The organism is Myceligenerans pegani (assembly GCF_014892515.1).
Lineage (GTDB): Bacteria > Actinomycetota > Actinomycetes > Actinomycetales > Cellulomonadaceae > Myceligenerans > Myceligenerans pegani.
Window position 1 is genome coordinate 38,060 of the sequence record NZ_JADBGR010000110.1, and the last position, 24,074, is coordinate 62,133.

General features: G+C 70.9%; 12 protein-coding genes and 1 pseudogene. 3 read left to right on the forward strand and 10 right to left on the reverse strand.

Annotation, left to right across the window (positions count from 1 at the left end; genetic code table 11):
• Nucleotides 1–30: 30 nt before the first annotated feature.
• The 4 genes and pseudogenes from IIE03_RS24255 to IIE03_RS24270 form a co-directional block, all read right to left on the reverse strand.
• The gene (locus IIE03_RS24255; RefSeq protein WP_192865375.1) at nt 31–3,018 is read right to left on the reverse strand and encodes a M4 family metallopeptidase; all 2,988 of its coding nucleotides are present in this window, start codon (nt 3,016–3,018) and stop codon (nt 31–33) included.
• A gap of 382 nt (nt 3,019–3,400) precedes the next feature.
• Nucleotides 3,401–8,089: a S8 family serine peptidase gene (locus IIE03_RS24260; protein WP_192865376.1), complete on the reverse strand. Its 4,689-nt coding sequence runs from the start codon at nt 8,087–8,089 to the stop codon at nt 3,401–3,403.
• A gap of 274 nt (nt 8,090–8,363) precedes the next feature.
• Nucleotides 8,364–8,509, reverse strand: a pseudogene (locus IIE03_RS27100) (helix-turn-helix domain-containing protein); the annotation flags it as partial.
• Entirely contained in the window at nt 8,470–9,369 is a 900-nt protein-coding gene (locus IIE03_RS24270) for a LysR family transcriptional regulator (RefSeq protein WP_192865377.1), read from the reverse strand. The pseudogene IIE03_RS27100 and the gene IIE03_RS24270, both read right to left, overlap by 40 nt.
• A 394-nt stretch (nt 9,370–9,763) precedes the next feature.
• Between IIE03_RS24270 and IIE03_RS24275 the strand changes: the two genes are divergently transcribed.
• A complete protein-coding gene (locus IIE03_RS24275; RefSeq protein WP_192865378.1) occupies nt 9,764–10,783 on the forward strand; it encodes an MDR family NADP-dependent oxidoreductase in 1,020 nt (339 codons plus the stop codon).
• A 239-nt stretch (nt 10,784–11,022) separates the two neighbouring features.
• Here IIE03_RS24275 and IIE03_RS24280 read toward each other — a convergent pair whose 3' ends face one another.
• On the reverse strand, nt 11,023–17,310 hold the full coding sequence (locus IIE03_RS24280; protein WP_318843154.1) for a carboxypeptidase regulatory-like domain-containing protein: 6,288 nt from the start codon (nt 17,308–17,310) through the stop codon (nt 11,023–11,025).
• 184 nt (nt 17,311–17,494) lie between these two features.
• Nucleotides 17,495–18,211, reverse strand: coding sequence for an SDR family oxidoreductase (locus IIE03_RS24285; protein WP_192865379.1), 717 nt, complete (start codon nt 18,209–18,211; stop codon nt 17,495–17,497).
• 88 nt (nt 18,212–18,299) lie between these two features.
• Here IIE03_RS24285 and IIE03_RS24290 point away from each other — a divergent pair, with 88 nt between their 5' ends.
• On the forward strand, nt 18,300–18,677 hold the full coding sequence (locus IIE03_RS24290) for a winged helix-turn-helix transcriptional regulator (RefSeq protein WP_318843155.1): 378 nt from the start codon (nt 18,300–18,302) through the stop codon (nt 18,675–18,677).
• A 119-nt stretch (nt 18,678–18,796) separates the two neighbouring features.
• On the opposite strand, the gene IIE03_RS24295 is transcribed toward IIE03_RS24290, so the two are convergent.
• A complete protein-coding gene (locus IIE03_RS24295) occupies nt 18,797–19,207 on the reverse strand; it encodes a RidA family protein (protein WP_192865381.1) in 411 nt (136 codons plus the stop codon).
• Between the two features lie 118 nt (nt 19,208–19,325).
• On the opposite strand from IIE03_RS24295, the gene IIE03_RS24300 reads away from it, so the two are divergent.
• A complete protein-coding gene (locus IIE03_RS24300; protein WP_192865382.1) occupies nt 19,326–19,712 on the forward strand; it encodes a winged helix-turn-helix transcriptional regulator in 387 nt (128 codons plus the stop codon).
• A gap of 144 nt (nt 19,713–19,856) precedes the next feature.
• Here the strand turns inward: IIE03_RS24300 and IIE03_RS24305 are convergent, their stop codons facing one another.
• The 3 genes from IIE03_RS24305 to IIE03_RS24315 form a co-directional block, all read right to left on the reverse strand.
• On the reverse strand, nt 19,857–22,313 hold the full coding sequence (locus tag IIE03_RS24305) for a hypothetical protein (protein ID WP_192865383.1): 2,457 nt from the start codon (nt 22,311–22,313) through the stop codon (nt 19,857–19,859).
• Between the two features lie 58 nt (nt 22,314–22,371).
• Nucleotides 22,372–23,013, reverse strand: a complete 642-nt coding sequence (locus IIE03_RS24310) for a response regulator transcription factor (protein ID WP_192865384.1) — start codon at nt 23,011–23,013, stop codon at nt 22,372–22,374.
• On the reverse strand, nt 23,013–24,074 hold a 1,062-nt coding region (locus IIE03_RS24315; protein WP_192865385.1), incomplete at its 5' end, for a sensor histidine kinase. The genes IIE03_RS24315 and IIE03_RS24310, both read right to left, overlap by 1 nt.

Consider the following 24,074-nt stretch of genomic DNA (forward strand, 5'->3'; position numbering starts at 1 on the left):
CCTGTATGGATATTACGGATATATACGATGTCAGTGGTGTGTCGAGCAATCCACCTTCCTGCCGTCGCCGACCACCAGGGCGCTGTCCCCGGTCGTGCTGTCGATCCACACGACCTCGCGCCCCGAGACGGCCGCGGGGTACTGCTGTGCGCCGGGGTTGCAGCTCACGGGGCCGAGCAACCTGCCGTCCCACGCGTACTGCGCCAGCCGCGGCACCGTCTCCCGGATGTCACCGCCGGCTCCGGCGTCCCCGGGAGCCGATTCCTGCACGGTGATCACGTCGTCCGACGCCGTGTAGCTCCACACCCGCGACCGCACGTCGCCGTCCTCGCTGGTGATCGCCCGCGAGCCGGTACCGTCGGGCCGCGCGACGCGCAGCGTCTTGAACTCCTCGCCCCACCCGAACGGGCTGTCCGGGAAGAGCAGGTTCGCCGCCCAGACGACGCCGCTACCGGTGAGGACCGGCCCGTCCGCACCGAGAGCCTCCGTGTCGTGCCCGGCCGAGACCGTCTCCCCGGTCCGCACGTCATGGATCCGCACGCCGAATCCTCCGCTGAAGTCGCGCCGCAGGAACGCGATGCGGCCGTCGCGCACGTCGGGCTTGCCCTCGTCGCCGAGGGGGTCGCCGGGCTCGAGCATGTGCGCGGCGGGTTCGTACACGCGCTGGTGGAACACGCGCTCCGCCCAGGCGGACGCGGGATCCGGCTTCGACCACGCCACGACGCCGTCGTCGATGCTCACGCCGGTGATCCCATCGGTCGTGCTGAACAGGACGCGGGGCCGGCCGCCGCGCACGGGGGCGATCATCAGGTCGTAGGTCTCCCCGACCGCCACCCAGGCCACGTGTCGCCCGTCCGTCGCCGGCATGACGTGCGCGCGGCCGTCGTCGGGCGAGACCTGCCGCGGCGTGCCGTGCCCGCGCACCCTCCCGGCCCAGATCGCCAGCGGCGAGATCTCGGTGATCGTCATGCTCGCGCGGGGCACCGCGTACCAGCCGCCGCCCACGTCGTGGAAGCGCCACCTGGCGGGCCAGGTGTTGTATCCGTTGTTGACGTCGTCGACCAGGACCTTCGTGTCCGGGCGCAGCACCGTGCGCTCCCAGTGGGGGGTGACACCGTGCGCGTCGAACGCCCGCGTGATCACGCGCCGCGCGTGCCCCCGGAGCCCCAGGTCCTTCGCCGCCGCCAGCACGGCCGCGCGCGCGTCTGCGAAGCGGCTCAGGGGTGTCAGGTAGTCGCTCAGCGCGCGATAGACGATCCGGTCCGCGAGGCGGCCGCCGAGCGCCTCACGGACGTCCCAGAGCGCGCCGCTGACGATCGTGGAGTTCAGGTGAACGCCACCGTTGTCCATCGTCTCGTCGTCGGGGATGCTCACGAAGTCGGCCGTGGTCATCCCGTCGTTGAGGTCGCGGATCGCGCACTCGGCGGGTTCGAACGTGCGGCACAGGTCCTCACCGACCAGGCCCGCGGTGGGGTCGTCCATCGAGGTTCCGGAGAGTTCGACGTCGACGGCGTTGCCGAAGTAGTCGGCGAACGCCTCGTTCAGCGCACCGGGCTGCCCGGAGTAGACGAGATCGGCGGTGTGCTGCACGACGCCGTGGGTGATCTCGTGGGCGATCACGTCCACGTCCGCCGAGAGGGGCAGGTACTCGGCGTCGCCCGATCCGACCCGCACGATCTGGTGCACCGGGTCCCAGGACGCACCCACCACGGGGTTGCCCCAGTTCGCGACGTCGTTCACCACGTGGATCGCCGAGCCCTGGCCGTCGATCCCGTCGCGCCCCAGGCGCTCGGCGTAGAACTCGCGGGTCGCGACCGCCGCGCGGTGCGCGTCGACGGCGCCCAGGTCGGTGTTCCCGGCGGGCTGCACGGCTTCCGGCGACGACACGACGGGCAGGTACTCGTGCCACCCGCCCGGGTCCGCGAGGCCCGGCATGTCCCACGAGGTCCAGCTGCCGTCGAACATCTGGATGGAGACGCCGTCGCCGTCGTGGGTCGTGACCCGGGGGTCGGTGGCGTCGTCCTGCATCCAGTAGGTGCCGTCGGGGTCGCGGGTCAGGCGCAGCGGTACCAGGTCGCCCTGCAACGTGGTACCGCTGCCGACGGCGTTCTCGCCGGCGATCACCGGAAGACGCGGCACCGAGGGCGTGCCGTCCGCCGGCGGCGTCGAGGGCTTACCCCTCTGCCTGCCGGAGTTCCCGGTGGGCCGCCCCTCGCCCGGACGCTCCCCGGTGGTCGGCGTGGGAGTCGTCCGCAGGTCGTTCCACCCGGTGAGCAGCACACCCGACCCGGCGTCCGCGTAGACCTTGTGCCGCACGGGTCCGCCGGTGACGGGGTGTGTTCCCGTCACCACGACCTCGCGGGTGAGCATCCCGGCCCCCGCCGGGAGGACGACGAGACCGCCGTCCCGCCCCGCGAGCGCGGACCTGTCTCGCGGTGCGAACCCGCTGTTCAGCTCGGCGGCCACCTGATCCACCGCGCGGTCGACGATCGTCGCGGCGGGCAACGTCTCCCGGTTCGTGTCGACGGACAGCCCGGTGAAGAGCGTGCCCGAGGCACCCGTGACCGTCCGTCGCCCGCCGTCCCGCTCCATCCGGACCACGTACTGCGCGCCGAGCACCGGAACGCCTTGGTGGCGCTGGTCGAGGCGCACGGTCTCGCGGTCGCCGTCGGTCACGACCGACGACACCTCGAGGTCCCGCGCCGGGCGCTCGACGCCGTACCGGGCCCGGTGTTCGGCGAGGTGCCGGATCGCCGCCCGCGACGCGGGAACGTGTGCGTCGACCGGCTCGTCGAGGCCTTCGACAAGGGTCGGGGTGTCGGTGTCCGGAACGGGGAGACCGCCGGGGGCCGCGGGAACGGTCTCCGCGACGGCGGCCCGGCCGCTCGGGGCGGCCCAGGCCGCCTGTGACGCCGGGATCATGGTGGTCCCCAGTGCCACGGCCGCGACGAGCGCACCGAGCCGGGCGGGCGCTCTGTGACGCGAGGACGGATCTCGCCGGATGCGTGGAGTCGACATGGATCACCTTTCCGTGGGACGGGGCACGGAGAACCACCCGGAGCTCCGCTACGGGTGGGCCGCGGTGAGCGGCGCACCCTGTCTTGTTGCCCTGCCTGTTTCTCGGACTTCAGTTCCAGCGAATTATTGGACACCGGAGCTGGCCATATGGAGCATTGGACACGGAAACCCGGTGGGAAATTGCGCAATGCGCATATGCGCAGCATCAAGACGTAACCCACAGGCCGCCTAACAGGCTGCTGAACAGCCACAGCGCGGCATGAAATCGGTGCCCGACGCGTTTCTCGCGACCATCGATCGCGTTTCCCGAATGTTTCACGAACGATCGTCGGAGGCGTTCCGCGAAACATTCTTCGGCCCCGGCGCATGAGGGGGGCCTCGGTCAGGTCGCGCGTTGCGCCAGGTGCAGCGTCGCCAGGCCGGGGGCGTGCGGCGAGGGACGGCCGTTCCCGGGCCGGTCGAGGTGCTCGTGATGCCGGTGGCCACCCCGACCCGTGGCGTGCGGGCGGACCTCGATGTCGAGGTCCCCGCCGCCGTGCCGCACCGACACCGTGCGGCGGAGGGCGGAGTACCCGCCGGCCTCGCGCGCCACGTCCAGGCCCCGGAGCACGACCTTCCCGTCGACGACCACGTCCACCAGGCCCGCCCCGGGCCGCGGGTGCCGCTTGTGCACCACGAGGCCGAGAGCGATGTCGTAGGTGCCCTCTGGGACCGCGCGGAACCGGTATGCCACCGGATCCGACCGGCCGGCGGACCGTACGGTACGGAAGAGGTCGTCGTCCTCGGTACCGGTGATGGCCCGGCGCGTGGTCTCCACGACGGAGTCACCGACCCAGCCCCAGTCAGGCGTTCCTTCCGGCGCCGCCTCGTCGGCGAGCGCACGATCCGCGGTCCATTCGACCCCGCTTCCGTCGACCAGACCCGGCCCGCCGACGTCGATCGCCGCCTCGTACGGCGCGACCACCTCCACGGTCAGCGGGATCCTGGAGACCGGGGCGCGGCCGGCCGAGGACACGACCGCCAGGTCCGTGGTGTAGGTGCCCGGCGCGAGCCCCGATGTGTCGACGACGACCTCTGGCGACGCGACCTCGCCGGGTGCCAGCCGTATGGCGTCGTCGGCGGACCTCACCCAGTCCACGGGGTACATCTGCGGGTCGCCGACGTCCACGAGACGCAGCCGGCTCGTGGAACGGTCCACGACCCAGAGGTCGCCGCCGGGGTCACTGCCGAGCCCCCACGCGGCCCCGTCGATCATGCCCGGGGGCGCGGAGACGATGCGCAGGGTCGAGCAGTCCGCCGGATCGAGCTGGACGAGCGCCCGCTCGGCCCAGTTGGACGAGGTCCACAAGGTGCCCGACGTCGGGTTGTACGCCAGGCCCAGCGCGTCGCCGATGTCCGGGGAACACTCGCCGAGCGTCGCGCCGGCGTTCTCGTGGCTCGTTCCCGCCACCCGGACGATGTCGTGCGTCCGCGCCGTCGTGAGGTAGAAGACGTCCGCCCGCGGGTCGTGCGCGACACCGTAGGCTCCCATGCCCGACCATTCGCCGGAGAGCTCGTGCGTGACGCCGTCGTCGTCGTAGCACCGGATCACGCCCTGACCCGATTCGCGCACGACCGCCTGACACATCTGACCGAGCGTGGCGTTCCATGTCAGCCCGCGGAGCATGTCTGACTCGTCGACCCGGGTATCGCGATCACCGAGGCGCTCGCCGGAGCGGGAGTAGACCAGGTTCCACGGCGTCCCGGCCGCGTTCAGGGAACCGCGGCTCACGTCGGAGGACCACACCTCGCCGTCGGGCGTCACCGCCACCCCCACGGGAGCGCGTGCGTGTGTGTAGATCTGACCCACGGGCCGGCCACGGCTCGACTCGGGACGCTCGGCACCGGGGGGCGACTCCTGGCGCGGGCTCCGGGTGTACCGGTCGTGGGCCGAGGGGCGGGGCGGTGATGCCAGCTCGGTGGCCGGGAGCATCGTCCCGGCGCGGATCGAGAGCGGCGCTCCCCCGACGTTGCGAACGGTCAGACCGAGGTCGGCGCTCTGTCCCTGGACCAGGCGCAGCGTCGGGTCGTCGCTGCCCAGTGCGGCCAGCCCGGTGCGCAGCCCCGGCGAGATCGCGACGTCGTCGAGGTCGTCGTCGAAGACGACGCGCTCGGTCACGCGTCCGTAGCGAGGCTGCGCGATCGACAGGTCGTACTCGCCGAGCGGGGCGGCGAGCGCGTACGCGCCGTCCGCGCCGGTCCACACGGTGTAGGAGGGTCCGCCGTCGATCGGTACGAGGCGGACCTCCACGTCGGGCAGCGGGTGGTGGTCGTTGCCGTCCGTCACGGTGCCCGAGACCCGTCCCCAGGCCGGGCGCTCGAACATGACGGAGAGCCCTTCGTGGACCGCGTCGGACGCGGAGTAGGAGAACTCGAACCCGTCGCTGCCGGTTGCCGCTTCCAGCCCGATCGGAGCCATGAGACCCGTGAGTTCCTGGCTGGTCTCCCCGTAGCCGAGTTCCACTCGTCCGTCGGAGTAGAGGGTCACGGAGAACGTCATGCGGCCCGGGAGGTACGGCCGGGTGACGTTCCGCCATTCCACGACGAACGCCTCCGTCCCGTCGATCGTCGTGTGCGCGGTGTAGATCCCGGAGTCGGCGTCGAGCGCGAAGGTGCTGTAGTACCCGAACACGGCGGCGTCGAGCACGTCGACGTCGCGGGGGATCCGGTACGGACCGCCACCGCCCGGACGATTGGGCCACGCGCCCTTCTGCGGGAGGAAGGAGAGCCAGCCCGACTCCGACACCGTCAGGTCGCGGTAGCGCTCACCGTAGAAGGGGAAGGCGAACGGGAGCTCCGTGGTTCCGAGCTGTCCCCCGAACTCGGCGGTCCGTGTGGCCAGGCTGTCCTGCCCGGTCCGCGCGCCCGACTCCGACACGTAGCAGGTGTACCCGGCGAGATCGGTGCGGCGCTCCAGGGTCACGTCGTGCCTGGTGTCGTCGTCCATGGACAACAGGTCCGAGGCGGGCGCGGTACAGCGACTGCCCGCGACCTGCACCGTGTACCCGCCGACGGGTAGACCCGGCAGGCGGTAGTGCCCCTCCCCGTCGGAGTAGGTGGTCAGCGTGGGGGCACCGGGCGCCGACACGACGACGGGCTCCCCGACGAGCGGGAGTCCCGTGCTGTCGGCGACCGTGCCACGCAACATGTGTCGCGGCGAGGTGGCCAGCGCGAGGTCGAGCCGGGCGGTCCCGCCATCGGTCACCGTGACCGCGCCCGCCGCGGGCGCGTATCCGTACGCCCGCACCGTCACCTCGTGCCGGCCCGGTGCGACCCGGAGGGTGTAACGCCCCTGGGCGTCGGTGCCCACCGCGCGAGCCGTCGCGCCCGTGCCGGCGGTCACCGTCGCCGCTTCGACCGGTGCGCCGTCCGGGCCGCTCACGACCCCCTCCACGGTCGCGGCGGCCGTGTCCGCGGCGGCTACCAGGGCCGCCGCGTCCAGCTTTCCCTCTCCCCAGACGTTGTTGTCGTGCGGGGAGCCGCCGCACTGGTCGTCCGGCGTGTCGACGGCGGTCTCGTCCAGCAGGTCCCGGGTCGTCGCGACGTCTCCGACCAGCCCCGGAGCCGCGCTCCAGAGCAGCGCGACCGACCCGGCCACGTGCGGGGACGCCATCGACGTGCCGCTCCAGCCCTGGGCGCCGTCCGCGTAGCCGCCGCCCGGCACCGACGACAGCACGTCCACGCCGGGTGCGGCGATGTTCGGATTGGTCTTCCCGTCGGCACTCGGTCCGCGCGAGGAGAACGGAGCGATCTCCCCCGACTCGTCGTACGCTCCGGTCGAGTAGACGTGGCCGTACCTGCCGGGCATGTTGCCGCTCTGGCAGGCCGGGCCGGAGTTCCCCGCCGACCACGACCCGAAGATCCCGGCGGCTTCCCACGCCTTCGTCTCGGCGACCATCCAGTCGTCCGGTACCTCGAACTCGGCCTGGCGAGGGATACCCCAGGAGTTGTTGATCACGTGCGGCCGCATCGCCGGGTCGGCGGCCGTGCCGTCGGCACGGGTCGGGGCGAGCAGCCACTGTGCGGCCTCGAGGTAGTCGTCTCGCTCCCGGCACATGTCCACACAGTTCACGGCGATCCACTGGGCTCCGGGCGCGACGCCGATGTGGTGCTCCTCGCCGTCGTCGCCGATCATCGTCCCGGTCGTGTGGGTGCCGTGGCCGATGCGATCGCACGGCGCGCCCTCGCATGCCCCGGGGATGTCGAGCCAGTTGTAGTCGTTGCTGAGCGCACCGTCCGGCCCCGCGCCCCGATAGTGCCCGCGGAGGGCGGGGTGGGAGACGTCGACGCCGGTGTCGAAGCTCGCCACCGTGATGCCCTCACCGGTGTGGCCCCGCTCCCAGACCTCAGGGGCTCGGACGGCGTCGATCCCCCACGGCACGTCACCGGCGCGGTCGGCGGAGTCGTCACCGGAGGACGCCTGGGCGTCCGGTCGCCCGGACGCGGGTTCGACATGCTCCATGTCGACCTGCTCGTGGATCCCCGCGACGGCAGGGCTCGTCGCGATGCTCTCGGCGAGGTCGAGAGTGCCGTTGTCGACGAAGACGGCATTGGTGATCCAGAACGTCTCGTAGTCCGCACCCGCCGCGTCCAGTTCCGCGATCAGCTCCGCCTGAGACTCGCGTGCCGTACGGGTCAGCGCGTCATACACGAACCGCCCGCGCTCCGCCCAGTCCGTGATCCGCGTTGCCTCCGCCAGGTCTGCCTGTTCGGAGAGCTGTACCCAGAAGTCTGTCTCGGGCTTCTCCTCGAGGAGCTCCCTCACCTCGGTGGTGAGCTTGCGTTCCGGAGGCACGGCCGCGGCCTCGCCGTCCGGTCCGGCGGGCCCGTCCGGTCCAGCAGGCCGGACGTCGCCCGCCACCGGCCCGCCGCCATGGGGCTGAGCGGTCCCCGATCCCGCCTGCGGTGGTGCCGCGTCGGCCGGGCCCGAGCCGGTGACGAGTCCGGACGCCACCAAGGCGATCACGGCGGGAAGCACGCCGAGCCAGGTTGCGAGTCCGCCGTGGGGGTGCGGGACCGTGCGAGAACGCATTGCTCTCCTCCAGGAGGTGTCGACTGCACGGTCGCTTCTTCGCGCCCGACGGCTGAGGACACTGTGGAGGCCACGTCGGGAGCGAGACAAGCCACAGCGCCTGCGCACATGGGCATCGGCGCAGACGGGAAGCCGTTCACCGCAGGCCTCGAAAGGCGCCCGGCGCGGTGCGGTGCCGCGGGCCGCCGCGGACCGATTCCGGCGGTGCGGGTCCCCGCACCCGCCCGTTGGTCAGCGCGCGGGCTGCTGCGGCCCCGGTTCGGCGCCGTCGTCGGGGACCCCACCGCAGAACGTCTCCCGGCCGCCAGTCGAGCGCCCTGCAGATCGCGTCGAGCGTCGAGAACCGGACGGCCTTCGCCGGCCGTTCTTGAGCACGGCCGTCAGGACACCGGCGACAAGGAGTCGGCGCTGTCGTGCCACGTCTCCTGGCTCAGGAGTTCGAGGAGGGCCGCCTCCGCCGGTCCGGCGCCGGACCGGACCACGGCGATGACGGGCTGGAACACCGCCGGGGACACGGGCCGCACGAGGTCCTCGTATCCGGAGGGCACCGCGGAGGCCGGGACAAGCGTCACCCCGAGCCCCTGGCCGGCCCAGCGCACGGCCGTGGCCGCCTGGGACACCCGGGCGGCGGTGATCGGGGTGACCTCGTTGTCCCTCAGCACACCCGTCAGCACGCCGTCGAGCGCGCTGTCCCGGTCGAACCTCACCCACGGCTCCCCGTCCAGGTCACGCAGATCGACCCGGTCGGCGGCGAGCTGCGGGTGCCCCGCGCGGAGGGCCACGACGAACTCTTCGTCGCCGAGGTGGTGGGCATCGGCGGGAGTCCGGTCGCAGGCCGCCATCAGGACGAGGTCCAGGACGCCACGGCGGCACAACCGGTCGAGCTCGGCGGAACTCGGTTCCTCGAACACGCTGACCTCGAGCCGCGGGAAGCGGCGGCGCAGCGTGCCCAGCGCACCTGGCAACTGCTGCGTGCCGAATCCCACCTGCGCCGCGACCATCAGCTCGCCCACGAGTTCCTCGGCACCGTTCCGCGCCGTGGCCCTCGCCCGCCGTGACGCGCGCACCGCGACCTCCGCCTCCCGCAGGAACGCCCGGCCGACGACCGTCGGCACGAGGCCGGTCGGCGTCCGGTCGAAGAGCGTCACGCCGAGATCCCGTTCCAGGCTGCGGATCTGCTGGGACATCGACGGCTGCGCGACGTGCAGCTGCTCCGCCGCGGCCGTCACCGAGCCTTCCTCGGCGACCGCGAGGGCGTACTCGTACTGGCGAAGGCTCATCGGCTGTCGTCCCTTCCCGTGGTGACCGCGCACCGGATCGTTGCCTACGCTGCAACAGGGTGGTGGCGCACCTTCTTCCCCCAAGGAGCGCCGCGCGACCACCGCGGGTGACGCCTCGACCATGCCCTGATCCAGGCGACATAGGAAATGCCTATGGTCCCCGCTGACATTCCGTCTTTGCTTTCCTTGTTCTCGCGGCCCTACCGTCATATCGCTCCGCGGATTGCGCGACAGAATTTCCGAATTCGCTCGCGCGGTGGCGCATTTCCGCCGAGCGGCCAAGAACGTGACCGAGAGAGGCGCCACCCAGCTCTGAGCCACCCCGACATCCGCCGTTCCGATCGGATCATCCCCGGCGACAGCTCGCCACGACAACCACCCACGAGGAACAGTCATGACCGTTCACGGAAACTCCGCAGTCGTCCTGCGCGCGCACCGGACGAATCGAGACCAGCCGCCGAGCTCCCTGCTGGAGGTGACCACGCTTCCGCCGCAGGAACCGGCCGCCGGTCAGGTTCGGGTACGCAACACCTACCAGCACCTCATCGCGGCCACCGGCGATCTGATGTTCGAGACCACCCCGATCCCGGTTCCCCCGTTCCGGGTGGGGGAGCCGCTCTACGGGGTCGCGATCGGTGAGGTCGTCGAGTCGCGCTCCGACGACCTGCCCGTCGGCGCCGTCGTGCAGCACATGGCGGGCTGGCGCGAGGAGAGCATCCTGGGGCCGGGCGAGGCGTTCCCCGTGCCCGACGGCGTCTTCCCGGGCCCGGAGTACCTGCTCAACCAGGGCGTGCCCGCCTACTACGGCATGGTCGACGTCGCCGGCGTCGGAGAGGGCGACGTCGTTCTCGTCAGCGGAGCCGCCGGCAGTGTCGGGTCGATGGCCGCGCAGATCGCCAAGGCACGCGGGGCCGCGACGGTCATCGGCGTCGCGGGCGGGCCCGAGAAGGCCCGCTACCTCGTCGACGACCTGGGTCTCGACGCCGCGATCGACCACCGCAACAGCGACCTCGACGACAGGCTCACCGAACTCGCGCCCGGCGGGATCACGGTCTTCTTCGACACGGTCGGCGGGCCCCAGTTCGAGGCGGCACTCCGGCACGCGGCGCCCGGCGCGCGGTTCGCGCTGGCCGGCACGCTCGCCGGACAGGTCGGCGGCGGCGACGGCGGGCACCCCCGGCTGGACATCATGACCGCCCTCGTCCGCGAGGTGCAGATCCGCCCGTTCAGCACCCGGCACACACCCGAGCAGGTACAGGCCTGGAACACCCACTACGCGCAGTGGTACGCCGAGGGGCGGATCACGTTCGCGCACACGCTCCTCGACGGCGACCTGCACCGCGTCATCGCCGCCCAGGACGAACTCCTCGCCGGCGTCCACCGTGGGAACGTCATCGTGCGGCTCGCCGGTTGAACGACCACGCACCGTGGTGACGAAACGCCCGCGCGCTCCGCGGGCACGTCACCGCCGCGTGGCGCGAGCTCGAACGCACCACCGCCGGCGACCTCACCGGCGCCGGCCGATCTGGAGGCCGTTGCCCGGCACCGCCCCGGCGGAGCCGGGGGCGCGGTGGGCGTCAGGGAACATCCGTGTCGTGACGAGCGGCGGCCCTCCCGGGATTCCACCGGAGGAGCCGCCGCCCGCCGCCTCGCTCAGCCGCGCGGGTCGTCCTGGACGGTCAGCGCGTTGAGGATGGGACCGCGTTCTCCGGCCTCCCCGACGAACTCGATCTCTAGATCGCCGCCGTCGTGCCGGACGACGACATCGCGCGGGGCCGCCGCGAACCAGCCCGCGTCCTCGCGCACGTCGTGCTCGTAGAGCAGCGCCTCGCCGTCCACCACGACGTCGAACGTGCGTCGACCAGGACCCACGTGCTCGATCTCGGCGAACCCGAGGCCGATCCGGTAGGTGCCGGCCGGCACGTCCCGGAACACGTAGGAGAACTCCCGCCCGGTCCGCTGGGTCCGGTACAGCCGGTCGTCCTCGGTGCCCGCGATTCCGGCGCGGGTCGACCGGGTCCGGCCCCCCGTGTGGCCCCAGTCGGCGCCGCCGCGCAGCGGCCGGTCCGCCGCCCAGGTCACGCCGTCGCTCCCGGTCAGGCCACGACCGCCGGCGTCGACCGCCCGCCAGTAGTCGGACACCCCGAGCCGAACGGGGACGCGGCGCTCCGGGTCCCGGCCGGCATCAGCCGTGATCAGCAGATCCGCGGTGTGCCGGCCCGGCCCGCTCGCCGCGGCGTCGAGGGTCGCCGTCACGGTCGTGGACTCCCCGGGGGCCAGGGCGACGCCGCCGGTGGCGTCGCCCGAGAGCGTCAGCCACGGCAGGTCGATCGCTTCTCCGCCGTCGGCTCCGGCCGTCGTGACGGAGACCTCCATCGGCGCGGAGCCGGTGTTGGTGATCGTCACCTCGCCGGAGTCGGTGCGGCCGGGCGCGACCAGCCGGTCGAGGCCGTCGGCCTCCACCTCGGCGATTCCGGTGGCGAGCGCCGCGTCGAGCGTCCGTTCCTCCTCCGGTTCGGTGAACGTGACGTCCCGGGTGTCCGCGACGTAGCCCGGGGCGGTGACCTCGACCGTGTGCTCGCCGAGGAGCATCTGCGCCTTCCACCGGCCCTGCTTGTTGGTGGTGACGGCCCGGGCCGTGCCCTCGGCGTCGGTCAGGGTGACGACCGCGCCGGCCAACGGCTCGCCGTCGTTCGCGTCGGTGACGGTCCCCTCCAGCATGCCCTGGCCGCGGCGGGCGTACTCCAGCGCCATCCCCTCGGAGATGACCGGCTCGTCGTAGGAGAAGAGCCACGCCTGGCTCGGGTCGTCGCTCTGGATCCCCACGGTGGCTCCGGCGCCCTGGGTCAGGGGGTGCTCACCGCCCATGCCCGGCCCGTAGCCGATCTGGATCCGGCCGTCCTCGATCAGGGTGATCGAGTAGCTGAACCGTACGTCCCGCTCTTCCCAGACCGTCAGGTTCCGGTACTCGACGACGATCGCCTCCAGGCCGTCCACCTCGGTGCTCGCGAGGTAGACCCCGGACTCGTCGTCCGCGTAGGTCGTGTCCCAGAACGGGAAGATCGCTGGATGCACGGCGTACCTGAACGGCAGGGTCCGGTTGACGCAGCCGGTCGAGTTCCGCTCGAAGTCCAGGACCCCGCAGTCGTAGAGCCACAGGCTGTCGTAGGACCGGTCGTAGAACGGGAAGTCGAATCCCAGGTTGAGCCGGACCGCGAACTCGTTCCGGCCCTCGCTGTTGCCGAGCGGCGTCAGTGTCGTACCTTGCCGGTACATTCCCGTGGAGACCCGCTGCTCGTAGTTGCTGAACGCCGGAGCGACCGGGACCCTCTCCGGTTCCTCCGCGGGCACCTCCGGCTCGGTGACCGTGATCTCGGGACGAGAGTCCAAGGTCACGCGCAGGGACGCGAGGCTCGGTGGACGCAACCCGTTCGTCCCGCGCAGCTCCACCTCGAGCGGGCCGCTGTCGTGCTCGACGACGACGGACCGCACCTCGGCCGTCCGGTTGCCGGCACGCCCGGCAGGGTCGTAGGCGTAGCTCATCAGGTCGCCGTTCACCAGCACGTCGAAGACTCGCTTGCCCGGCCTGGCCCCCTCGATCTCCGCGAAGCCGAGGTCCACGACGTACGTGCCCTCCGGGGCGTCGCCGAACTTGTACACGAGGTTCTTGCCCCGGGTGACCCTCTGTGTCCGGAACAGGTCGTCGTCCTGCGTTCCCTCGATACCCCACCGGGTCGACGCGGTCCCGGTGCGGCCCGTCCAGCCCCAGGCCGTCCGGTGCCTTCCGGAGCGGAGTTCCTGGTCCGCCGCCCAGGTGAAGCCGACACGGTCGGTGTAGGCCCCTCCGCCGGCGTTCACCCCCACCTGGTACTCGGAGGTCGTGACGGTGACGGGAACGTATTGCTTGGAACGCCGGCCCGCGTCGGTCCGCACCACGATGTTCGCGCCGAGCACGTCCTTCGGATCGGTGTCCGCCGACATCCTGACGGCGACCTCGGCCGATTCACCGGGCGCGAGCATACCTTCGGTGCGCGACAGCGACAGCCACGGCAGGTCGATGTACTGGTCGTCCTCCACCTCGACGAGCAGGACCTCGTCCTTCATCTGGTCCACGGCCCACAGCGCCCCGGTGACATCGGCCTCCAGGCCGCCGCCCTGCATGTCCCGCGCGTCAGGGAACCACCATGCCTTGACGAACGAGCAGTCGGGCCGGACCTGGATCAGACGGGTCCGGCGCTCCTCGGCACGGTCCACGTACCAGATCGTGTCCGACGAGGTGTTGTACGCCAGGCCGATCACCTCACGCAACGGCGGGACGCAGTGGTCGATCATCTCTCCGGCGTTCTCGTGCGAGCTGCCGGCCACGGTACCGATTCTGCCGTTGAACCAGCCGCCCACGTAGTAGACGTCGCGGTTCGCGTCGTAGGCCAGACCGGTCAGCGGGATCTCCGACCACTCGCCCTTGACCTCCCGGGTCTTCTCGCCCGTCTCGGTGTCGAAGCAGTGGATCACCCCGGTGGGGCTGTCCTCCATCTGGCACATGTCGCCCATGCGGGAGTCGAACGCCATGTCGAAGGCGCCGTAGGCCGGGTCCTGCGTGTTCCATTCGGCGGCGAACTCCTTGCCGGTGTTCTGGCCGGTGACGGTGTACGCGGTGTTCGTCTCGCGCATCGCGTCGTGGATCCACACGTCGCCGTCGTACCCGATGCCCGTCGGCTCCTTCTCCTCGATGGTGCCGGGCAGGCTGATCCTGGCCAGCACCCCACCTCCCGCGTAGGGATCGCGGCTCGGCGTCAGCGCGTCGGACACGTCGGTGGCGGACGGCGCCTTCCTGGTCCAGCCGGACATGCCGACCTCGCGCCCGTCGCCCGCCGGCGAGACCGTCTCGGCATCGAGGCCCGCGGCGTCGGCGCGGTCCAGCTCCGGGTGCCTGGCCATCTCTTCCAGGTCGTAGCTGAGCGGCCGGCTTCCGCTGTTGGTCAGGGTGAGCGTGCCCTGGCCGCCCTGCCCCGCGCCGAGCACGGCGTCGAGCCCGCTGACCGCGACATCGGCGGCCCCGGTCCGCAGCGGCACATCCAGCTTGACCGCCGAGTACAGCTCGTCGAGTGTGAACTCGCGGGTCTGGGCCTCGTAGTTCGGCGCCGTGACCGTCATCGTGTAGCTGCCCGTATGCAGCTGACGGCGGAACTCACCGGCGTCGGTGGTGGTCAGGCTCTCCACCAGACCGCCGGCGTCGGAGATCGCCACGGTCGCGCCCGCGACCGGCCGGCCGTCGTTGGCGTCGGTCACGTCGATGTCCGCGTACCCGAAGTCGGGCATGTCGTAGGTGACGATCATCCCGTCGCGGAGCACCGGCTGGTTGCGGGAGAACCGGATGCCCTCCTGCCCTTCCCAGCCCTGGATGCCGGTGGTCGCCGTCGATCCGCCCGTCAGCGGGTCCTCGCCGCCCACGCCGTCCCCGTAGCCCATCACGATCCTGCCGGACCGGGTGATCGTCACCGAGAAGCTGATCGGAGCGGAGCGATGACCCGGCTGCGCCGACCCGCCACGGACCCGCACGTCGCGGTACTCGACCACGAACGCGTCCTCGCCGTCGAGGGTCGTCACCGCGGTGTAGATGCCACCCTCGTCATGGTCCAGCAGCGAACCGTTCCAGAACGGGAAGATCCCCGCCCCGCCGGTACCGGGACCGGGGATGCCGTTCGTCGGACCTGGCGGCACCGGGGCGATCACGCCGCGGGCCCCGACGTTCAGCGTGGTGTGGCTGCCGTTGTACAGGGCCACCGGGAACGGCAGCTCCACCTGGGCCGCCGGCGCGTCGTCCCTGGAGAACTCCAGCCGGTCCTCGCCGCGCAGGTGCTCGCCCTCGGTCACCTCGCAGGTGTAGCCCCATTCGTCGACCACGAGCCCGACCGGCACGGTCAGCTCCTGGGCGCCGTCGACGACCATCGGGAGCGTGGTGGGCGAGAAGCACCCGTTCGGCCGCACGACCAGCACGTACTCGTCGTCCTCCGGGACGTCCGGGAGGGTGAACGTGCCGTCCTCGCCGGTGCTGACGGTGTCCAGCGGGGTGCCGCGAACGCTCACGTCGGCACGCGCCACCGGCTCGCCGTCGGGGTCGACCACCGTGCCGGTGACCGTGTGCCGCGGGGCGACGTCGAGGTCGACCTCCAGCGCCGTCTCCTGATCCCTCGTGATCGTGACCGTCGTGGTCTCGCGGACATGGCCGAAGGACCGGGTGGTGATCTCGAACTCGCCCTCGGGCAGGTGCGCCGAGAACGTGCCGTCGTCGTCCACCCCCAGGGTGCGGCTGAACGGGCCGTCGATCTGGAGCGACGCGCCCGGGACCGGCTCACCGCCGCTGGTGACCCGGCCGGTGATCGTCCCGCCGTCGCGCGGGGCGAGCTGCAGCAGCCGCACCAGATCCAGGCGCCCCTCACCGTACTTGTTGTTGAACGCGGCGGTCCCGCCGCACTCGGTGTCGTCGACGTCGACGGCGGACTCGGCGAGCAGCCGGCGGGTCAGCTCCACGTCGCCGACCAGCGTGGGGTCGTAGCTCCACAGCGCTGCCACGGCACCCGAGACGTGCGGGGCCGCCATCGACGTGCCCTCGATCGCGTTGTATCCACCGCCTGGCCAGGCGGATTCGACGTCCACGCCGGGCGCGGAGATGTTCGGCTTGATCGCGCCGTCCTCACCCTCGCCCTTGCGTGAGAACGCCCCGAGCACGCCGTCGGAGTCGAAGGCCCCGACCGAGAACTCGCTGGCCTTGGCTCCCGGCGAGGACACGCTGTCGCAATCCGCCCGGGGCGGCGTGTTGCCGGCCGCCCAGACACTGAAGATGCCCGACGCCGTCCACGCCTCCTCGATCCTGGCGAAGAAGTCGTCGAAGACACCCTCCTCCTGGATGCCCCACGAGTTGTTGACGATGTGCGGACGCTTCGAGACGTCCGGGTTCTCCCCGTTCCGGTCCGTGGGTGCCAGCAGCCACCAGCCGGAGTCCAGCAGCGGGGTGACGTCGTTCGTCACACAGCAGCCGTTGGTCGCGATCCACTGTGCTTCCGGGGCGACGCCGACCCGATGCCCTTCGGCGGAGCCGACCATGGTGCCCATCACGTGGGTGCCGTGCCCGGCGGTGTCGCAGGGCTCGTCAGCACAGCCGCCGCGCGTGCTGAACCAGTTGTAGTCGTGGTCGTAGGTGCCGAACCCCGCGTTGCCGCGGTAGGAGCCGGCCAGGGCCGGATGGTCGAACTGCACCCCGGAGTCCAGGTTGGACACCGTGATGCCGGCACCGGTGGCGCCCATCTCCCACGCCTCCGGGGCGTGGATGTACTCCAGGCCCCAGGTGAGGTCCTCACCGGGCTCGCTCTCCGCTGCCCGCTCGTCGACCGGCTCTCCCGGGACATCGGGGTCGTCGCCGACCGGCCTCACCGGCTCCACCGGCTCCACCTCGACGTCCTCGTGCACCTGGATGACGTCACGGCTCGCCGCCACGCCGAGCGCCAGGTCCTCGCTGCCGCCCTCGACGCGGATCGCGTTGACGATCGGGAAAGACCTGTACTCGACGGCGGCGGCGTCCAGCTCGCTGACGACGTCGGCCTGGGAGGACTCCGCCTGGTTCTCGAGCGTGTCGACGACGAACCGGCCGCGCTCCGCCCAGTCGGCGATCCTCGTGGCCGGGCTCAGGTCGGCGTGGTCGTCGAACCTGATCCAGAAGTCCGTGCGCTCGTCCTGGTCGAAGGCCTCGGTCACCTCCTTCGTGACCTTCTCCTCCGGGCTCCCTCCGGGGACGCGTCCGGTGGGTTCGTCGACGGCGGTCGGTTCCGGACCCGGCTCGTGCGCCGCCGCGGGCGGGATCACCGTCGCGGTGGTGGCGAGGACGGCAGCGGCGGACAGTACCGCCGCCAGCGCCCTCCTCCGTAGGAATCTCAGGGATGACACAACAGTCTCCTGTGCTCGGTGAGGTTCGTGCGGTCCGTGCGCTCCCTTGCGCCGGATGTCCGCCCACCCTCACCGACGCCCCCAGGCGTCACAAGGCCTCGGGTGGTGCGCAGCTGAGCAACTTCGCAGATGAGCCCGCGTCATGCGCCGCCGCGGCAGCGGCGTCCGCGGCGGCGCGACACGCCTACCAGGGCACGACGCCGGCGTCGTCGAAGAACCCGCCACGCGGGCCGTCGTCGGGCAGGGTGGCCAGGCGGACGGCGATCGCGGCGCCCTGTTCCGGGGTGCGGTCTCCGGCGTGGCCGGTGAAGTCGGTCGCGACGTAGCCGGGGCAGGCGGCGTTCACGATGACGTTCGTGTCGGCCAGCGCGCGGGCGTACTGGGTGGTGATGGCGTTGAGCATGGTCTTGGACGGCGCGTAGGCGGCGAGCACCGGCCCGGTCCGCAGCTCCAGCGATCCCATGTTGCTCGACATGTTGACGACGCGCGGCGAGTCCGCGCGCCGTAGCAGCGGGAGCATCGCGTTCGTCACCCGCACGACGCCGAACACGTTGGTCTCCAGCACCGTGCGCACGACGTCGAGGTCCAGCGTGGTGGGATCCTGCGCTCCGTCGTCGAGCTTGCCCCCGATGCCCGCGTTGTTGACGAGCACGTCGAGCCGCCCGGCCGTGCGCTCGATCTCCTCCGCCGCGGCGGCGGCGCTGTCCGCCGAGGTGACGTCCAGGGCGACCCCGAACGCGTCGATGCCGCCCGCGCGCAGCTTCCCGACGGCCTCCTCGCGCCTGGCCTCGTCACGGGCGCCCACCGCGACCGTGAACCCCCGGGCTCCGAGGCCCTGGGCGATGGCGAAGCCGATTCCCTTGTTCGCGCCGGTGACCAGCGCGGTCTTCGTGTCGTTCATGGGCACCACTATCGGTGCCTTACTCTCTTTCGGGAAGACGGCACTTCAACGTGCCGAGGGCACCCGGAGGTACGTCATGGAGATCCGCGTGGAACCAGGAATGTCGTGCGCGTACGACGCGTTCACGGCCAACTGCCCGAGCCGGCGCCTGCTGGAGGCGATCGGGAACAAGTGGGTCAGCCTGTCGATCGTCGCGCTCGGCGTGCACGGGACGATGCGGTACAGCGAGCTGGCGGCGCAGATCGAGGGGGTGAGCCAGAAGATGCTCACCCAGTCGCTGCGGCGGATGGAACGCGACGGGCTCGTCACCAGAACGGTCACCCCGTCGGTCCCGGTCCGCACCGACTACGAGCTGACGCCGTTGGGACGCTCGCTCCTGCCGCTGCTCCACGACCTCAAGGAGTGGGCGCAGGAACACATGCCCACGGTCGACGCCGCGCGGGCGGAGTACGACTCCGCCCGCTGAACGGGACCGGACGGCGGGCCGCGGCCGTGGAGCGCCCGGCGACGGGCCCGCCGACCACGCCGCCATGCGTGGTGGCCGTGCTTCCACCGCGCATGGCGGCGTGGTCGCCGAGGTCGCGCTCAGTCGAGGACGGCGTACGCCTCGACCTCGACGAGGACGTCGGGCTCGAAGAGGAAGTCGACACCGATCGCGGAGAGCGGCGGCAGTGGGTCGGGGAGCCCGATCTCCTCGGCGACCTGCTCGATACCGGCGACGAAGTCGGCGTACTTCTCGGGCTGCCAGTCCGTCACGAAGAAGCGCAGGCGCACGACGTCCGCGAACGTCGCCCCGGCTCCGGCCAGGCCGCGCGCGGTGTTGCGCAGCGCGGCCGCGAGCTGACCGGCCAGGTCTCCGGGAGCGAGGGGACTGCCCTGCCCGTCCCGGGCGATCTGGCCGGCGACGTGGACATGCCGGGTGCCCGTGGCGACGGAGACGTGATGGTACGGGACGGGCTGGAACATGCCGTCGGGGGTGGAGAGCTGTACGGCCATGGGAATTTCCCTTCGTCGGTGGGGTTCGGACGGTGATCCATCCGGTCGATCCGCCGGCCGGACCAGGTATATGATGAATACCTTGTATCCAGAGGGAACTTCAACGAGACTAGGTGTCGTGAAGGAGACCACCGCTGCGACACCCACCCCGCACCGGCTCACCGCAGAGCACCGCGAGCTCCTGGACCGGGTCCTCGACAAGTGGTCCCTGCAGGTGCTCGACACGCTCTGCGAGGGCCCGCGCCGCTTCAACGAGCTGCGCCGGGAGATTCCCGCGGTGACGCAGAAGTCGCTCACGGCGGCCCTGCGGCGCCTCGAGCGCAACGGGATGATCGAGCGCGCCGTGATCAGCACCCGCCCGGTGGCGGTCGAGTACCGCATCTCGGACGTCGGGGCGAGCCTCCAGGACCTCATCGACGCCCTCTACGCCTGGACCACCGCGACGCTGCCCGAGATCAACCGCGCCCGCGCACGCTTCGACGCCGACACGACGCCCGAGGGGTAGCCAGGGTGCACGCCTCAGCTCCGCGGCCGGATCGGCGCCTTCCACCCCCGCCCCCAGCGGGCCCGTTCCGACCGGGCGTCATGGTCGGTGGAAATGGCGGCGATCCCATCCCCGGATCTGGGCGCGGACCATCCGCGAGCCGAGTCATTCGCCCTTGGGCTTGAACTGGACCGTCATGCCCCTGCGATCGCGGTTGCCCGAAAAGCCCCAGTTGATCCACCCTCCGTCGCCGAGGTTCTCGACCCTCCCGGAGTCGAGGGCCATCACGGTGAACCCGTCCACCTTGGCCAGGTACTCCAGCCCCTTCACGTCCGGCCCGAATTCAAGCCTCGCATCGTCGTGCTGGATGAGGATGTTCTTGTCGGGGAACGCCTTGCTGTACTCCGCCACCAGGGATTTCGCCCGCTCCTCGCGTTCACCGGGAATCTCGCCATCGAAATCCGTTCCCGGGTACGTCCCTTCCGTGTACTTCGGGTTGTCCCGGCTCCCACCCGGCCGGTCCCGCTTGTTCTTGCCGTTGTCGTAGTAGTTTTCGTCCTCCGGTTCGAACGGATCTGCGGCGCATTTCGGCGAGGGGCTCATACCTCGCCTGTTCCCGTTGACGTCCACGACCGTGAACTCGGATTCCGTCAGGTCCCTCGACTGGTCGATGCTCGTCCACTCGGCGCCGAAAAGGTCGATCCCCGAAAAATCGACAGTGCCTCCGACACTCTTCTCCGTAACCTCGGAGTCGTACTTCAGGTCACGGACGCTCCCATACTCCTCGAGGCCCTCGGCAGCGCTGCCGATCACGCCCGGCTTGATCGCGACGTCGCCCTTCCTCACCTTCCCGTCCTCACCCCGGGGGAAGAGCTCGTCGATGATCGGTTCGAACTTCTCCTTGAGATCCGGATACGCCTCGAAGCTGACGATGAACTCCTTCGCCGACCCGGACCCTTCCTTCGTGGTGTTCTTGACTCCTCCGCTCAGGCCGAAACCGAAGGGCAGCTCCTGTTCCAGTTCGATCCCGGCGTCGGCCAGGGTCTGCAACGCTTCGTCATCGATGGTGAACCACATCGCCACCAACTCACCGTCCTCATTCCACTGCACCGTGGTCTTCGTGGTGCCCTTCCAGCTCATCCCCCCCTTGATCGACCCCGCACCCGCGGTCTGGTTCTGTCCGCTCGTGAACGATCTGCCCCCACCGAGCGCGGCACCGATCAAGAACCCGCCGACATCGTTCGAGGTATAGCTCACCTCATAGATCCCGTTGTCCTCGTAGCGGCCCTCGACCTCCACCTCGCCCTCGTACTCGCCACCGACACTCCCGCCGAGCACGCCTCCGGCCGCGGCATACTCGCCGATGATCTCCCCGCTGAAAGTAACCTTCTTCGTGTGCGTATCTGCTTTCTGCACGAGGTGATGGTTCGGCTCGTTCTCGAGGTGTTCCTCCCACTTCTCGATCTGCCCGTCGGTTGGGGGACACTGGAGCGTGTTGTTTCCCTGAGGGTAATGGATGCAGGAGTTGTCCCCCGGCTTCTTCATGTTCTTTTCCTCGGCCTTCCAGTCGATCCACGCCTGCGCGTCCTCCATGTTCAGGAAGTCGTACGTCGTGTCTTTCGCGCCGCCGATGACCGCAGACACCCCGAACGCCGCCATACCGAGAACGTCGAGCGAGAATCCTGCCCCGAGCGCTCCGCCGGTCAGGATGTGCACCCGAATTCGGTCGTCCCCGAGTCGCTCGATGAGGACTGCTTCGGACGACTCCGTCCGGAAGAAGAGAAATGACACGGCGCGGTTCTCGACGTGGCCGGTGACCGCGACGGTGCAGTCCGGCTCCATGTCGTCGTAGGCCTCGGACACACAGTCGTTGAGGAGTCCAGCGGCCCCCGCGCGGTCCTGGTCGCTCTCCGCTCCCTTGTAGGCGTTCCACTCCTCGTCGCAGACCTTTGCCGGGATCGGCCGCCAGTGGCAGCCGATGTATGTCTCGGGTGGATCCGTCCTGACCCTCTTGCCGTCGGCAGGCTCCTCGTCGCACTGCTTGCCTGGGCCTTCACCCGGCGCCTCGACACTCTTGATGTTCAGACTGCCGTTCGCACTCGGCCCGTCGCCTTCGAACGGGTCTGGCCAGCCCTTGGTCACGCAATCGGCGATGTCCTCGTTCCCCTCGCCGGGGACACGTGGCGAGGCGCCGGTGCCTGCCGCGTCCAGCGTGAGACCGGCCAGATCGGGCTCCTGCTGCAAGCAGCCCGGTGGAATCGGATACCAGTCGCAGCCGATCTGCGCGATCGGTGTGCCCAGGTCGCCGCCTCCCGGGTGCACGGAGTCGACCGTTATCGACTCCTCACAGGATTCCCCGGCAGGGTCGGTGTCACCAGATTCGGCCTGCGTGCCGTCAGCGCAATTCTCCGGAACCCCCTCTTGGCCGATGCCCTCAACGGCGCACATCAACTGCGAACGCACATCAGCGCCGACGGGGCTGGCCGCTGCGACGACAACGGACACGATGAGCAGCATCACGGCCACCACGCCGACGTATTCGGGCAACGCCGCCCCAGCTTCGCCGCGTGCGGTGCGTCCCGTGTGCGAGACGCCTCTGGAAGTACCATCCATGGTGATCACGCAGAGCGACGGTACGCACGACACTCCCGCAGGGCGACGGCCCAGCGCCCTAATTGGCCTAGGACCACTGCCCCACGCGGCCGGGCCGAAGCCACCTGACGATCGCCTGGGACCGGGTGGTCACGCCGAGCTTGGCGAACAGGCTGGTGATGTGGTTTCTCACCGTCTTTTCCGTGACGAAGAGGCGCTCCGCCGCCTCGCGGTTCGACAGCCCCTCGGCAACGAGGTCCATCACCTCGGCCTCTCGCGGGGACAGCAGGTCGCGCACGGCCGGGTCGGGCCCCGTCTCGACAGCATCCCGGACGAGCCGGGACAGCCCGCTCGTGACGCCGGAGACGACCCGGCTTCCGCCCTGGCACAGGCGCATGGCGTCGACCATGGCGTTCGGCTCGAGCGCACCGTGCACGAGGTACCCGGCGGCGCCGGCGGCCATCGCCTCGGCGACGGTCGCCGGGTCGTCGGTGTGCGTCAGCATGACCACGGTCGCGCCGCCGGCCAGCCGGGGCAGCAGTTCGAGGCCGCTGACCGCGGGCATGCGTACGTCCAGGAGGACGACGTCGACCCAGCCGGCGAGCACGTGGGCCACGGCCTCCTCCGGGTCGCCGGTGTCGATCACCGAGGTGACGCCCTCGGCGCCCTCCAGGAGGGTTCTCAGGCCCATCCGGATGATCGGGTTGTCGTCCACGGCGAGGATCCTCATCAGGTCACCTCCACCACGCCAGTGAGCATCTGCGGCAGGCGGCGCGGGCCCCTCCCAGATGGCGTACCGGATAGTCCGTCGGGCACGTCGTCAGGTTCGGCAGGCAGGGTCACCCGCACCGCCGTACCGACCCCGGGTGCGGATGTCCAGACGGCGTTCCCACCGCACGATGTCGCCCGTTCCCGGATACCGCGCAGGCCGTACCCGCCCGTCGGCGACATCTCGTCGGGCAGACCGCGCCCGTCGTCGGCCACGAGCACCTCGGCGGCGTTCCCGGCGGTCGTGACGACGACGTCGACCTCGGATGCCTGAGCATGCTTGCGGATATTCTCCAGCAGCTCGGTGATCACCGCGCGGATGTGCCACGCTCGCCCGGGGCCGACGGCCTCGTCCGCTCCCGCGCATACCATCACGTTCACCCGGGTGCCGGTGAGTTCGGACCAGCGGCGGGCGATCCTGGTGACAGGGCCGGCAACACCGGCGTCGTCGTCCCGCAGCCCGTCCAGGGCGCTCCGGGCGTGCCGATGCGCGGTTCGCACGGCATCGCAGAGGGCGTTCGCCGTGCGTACGGTGGCGGGCCCAGCGCCCTCCTGTTCGAGTCGTTCGGTGAGGCCGCGCGTCGCAAGTGCAAGGCCCGCGAGGTCACCCGTGACGGTGTCGTGCAGGTCGCGGGCCAGGCGCAGTCGCTCGGCGAGGACCGCCTCGTGTGCGCGGGTCGCGGCGAGCTCGGAGGCGGTGCGGGCCTGGCTCCGCAGCTTCCGACCGAGCGTGGTGCCGGTCCAGGCGAGGGCTGCCGTGAGGCAGGCGCCCGCGCTGCCGGTCACCAGGCCCTGCCAGGTCGGTTCGTACGCGGTGATCTGGAACAGGCACAGGGGCACGGCCATGACGAGACCGAGACGCAGGCCGGCGAACAGGCCCCAGAGCGCGGCGGTCGCGGCGGCGTAGACCGCCTGGAGCGGAGACCCGGCGAGGGGAATGAGAGCGACGACGGCGACCACGATGTCGGACGCGAGCAGGATGCCGTTCCGGGCGTAGACCCGGCCGCGCGATTCCCAGTTCAG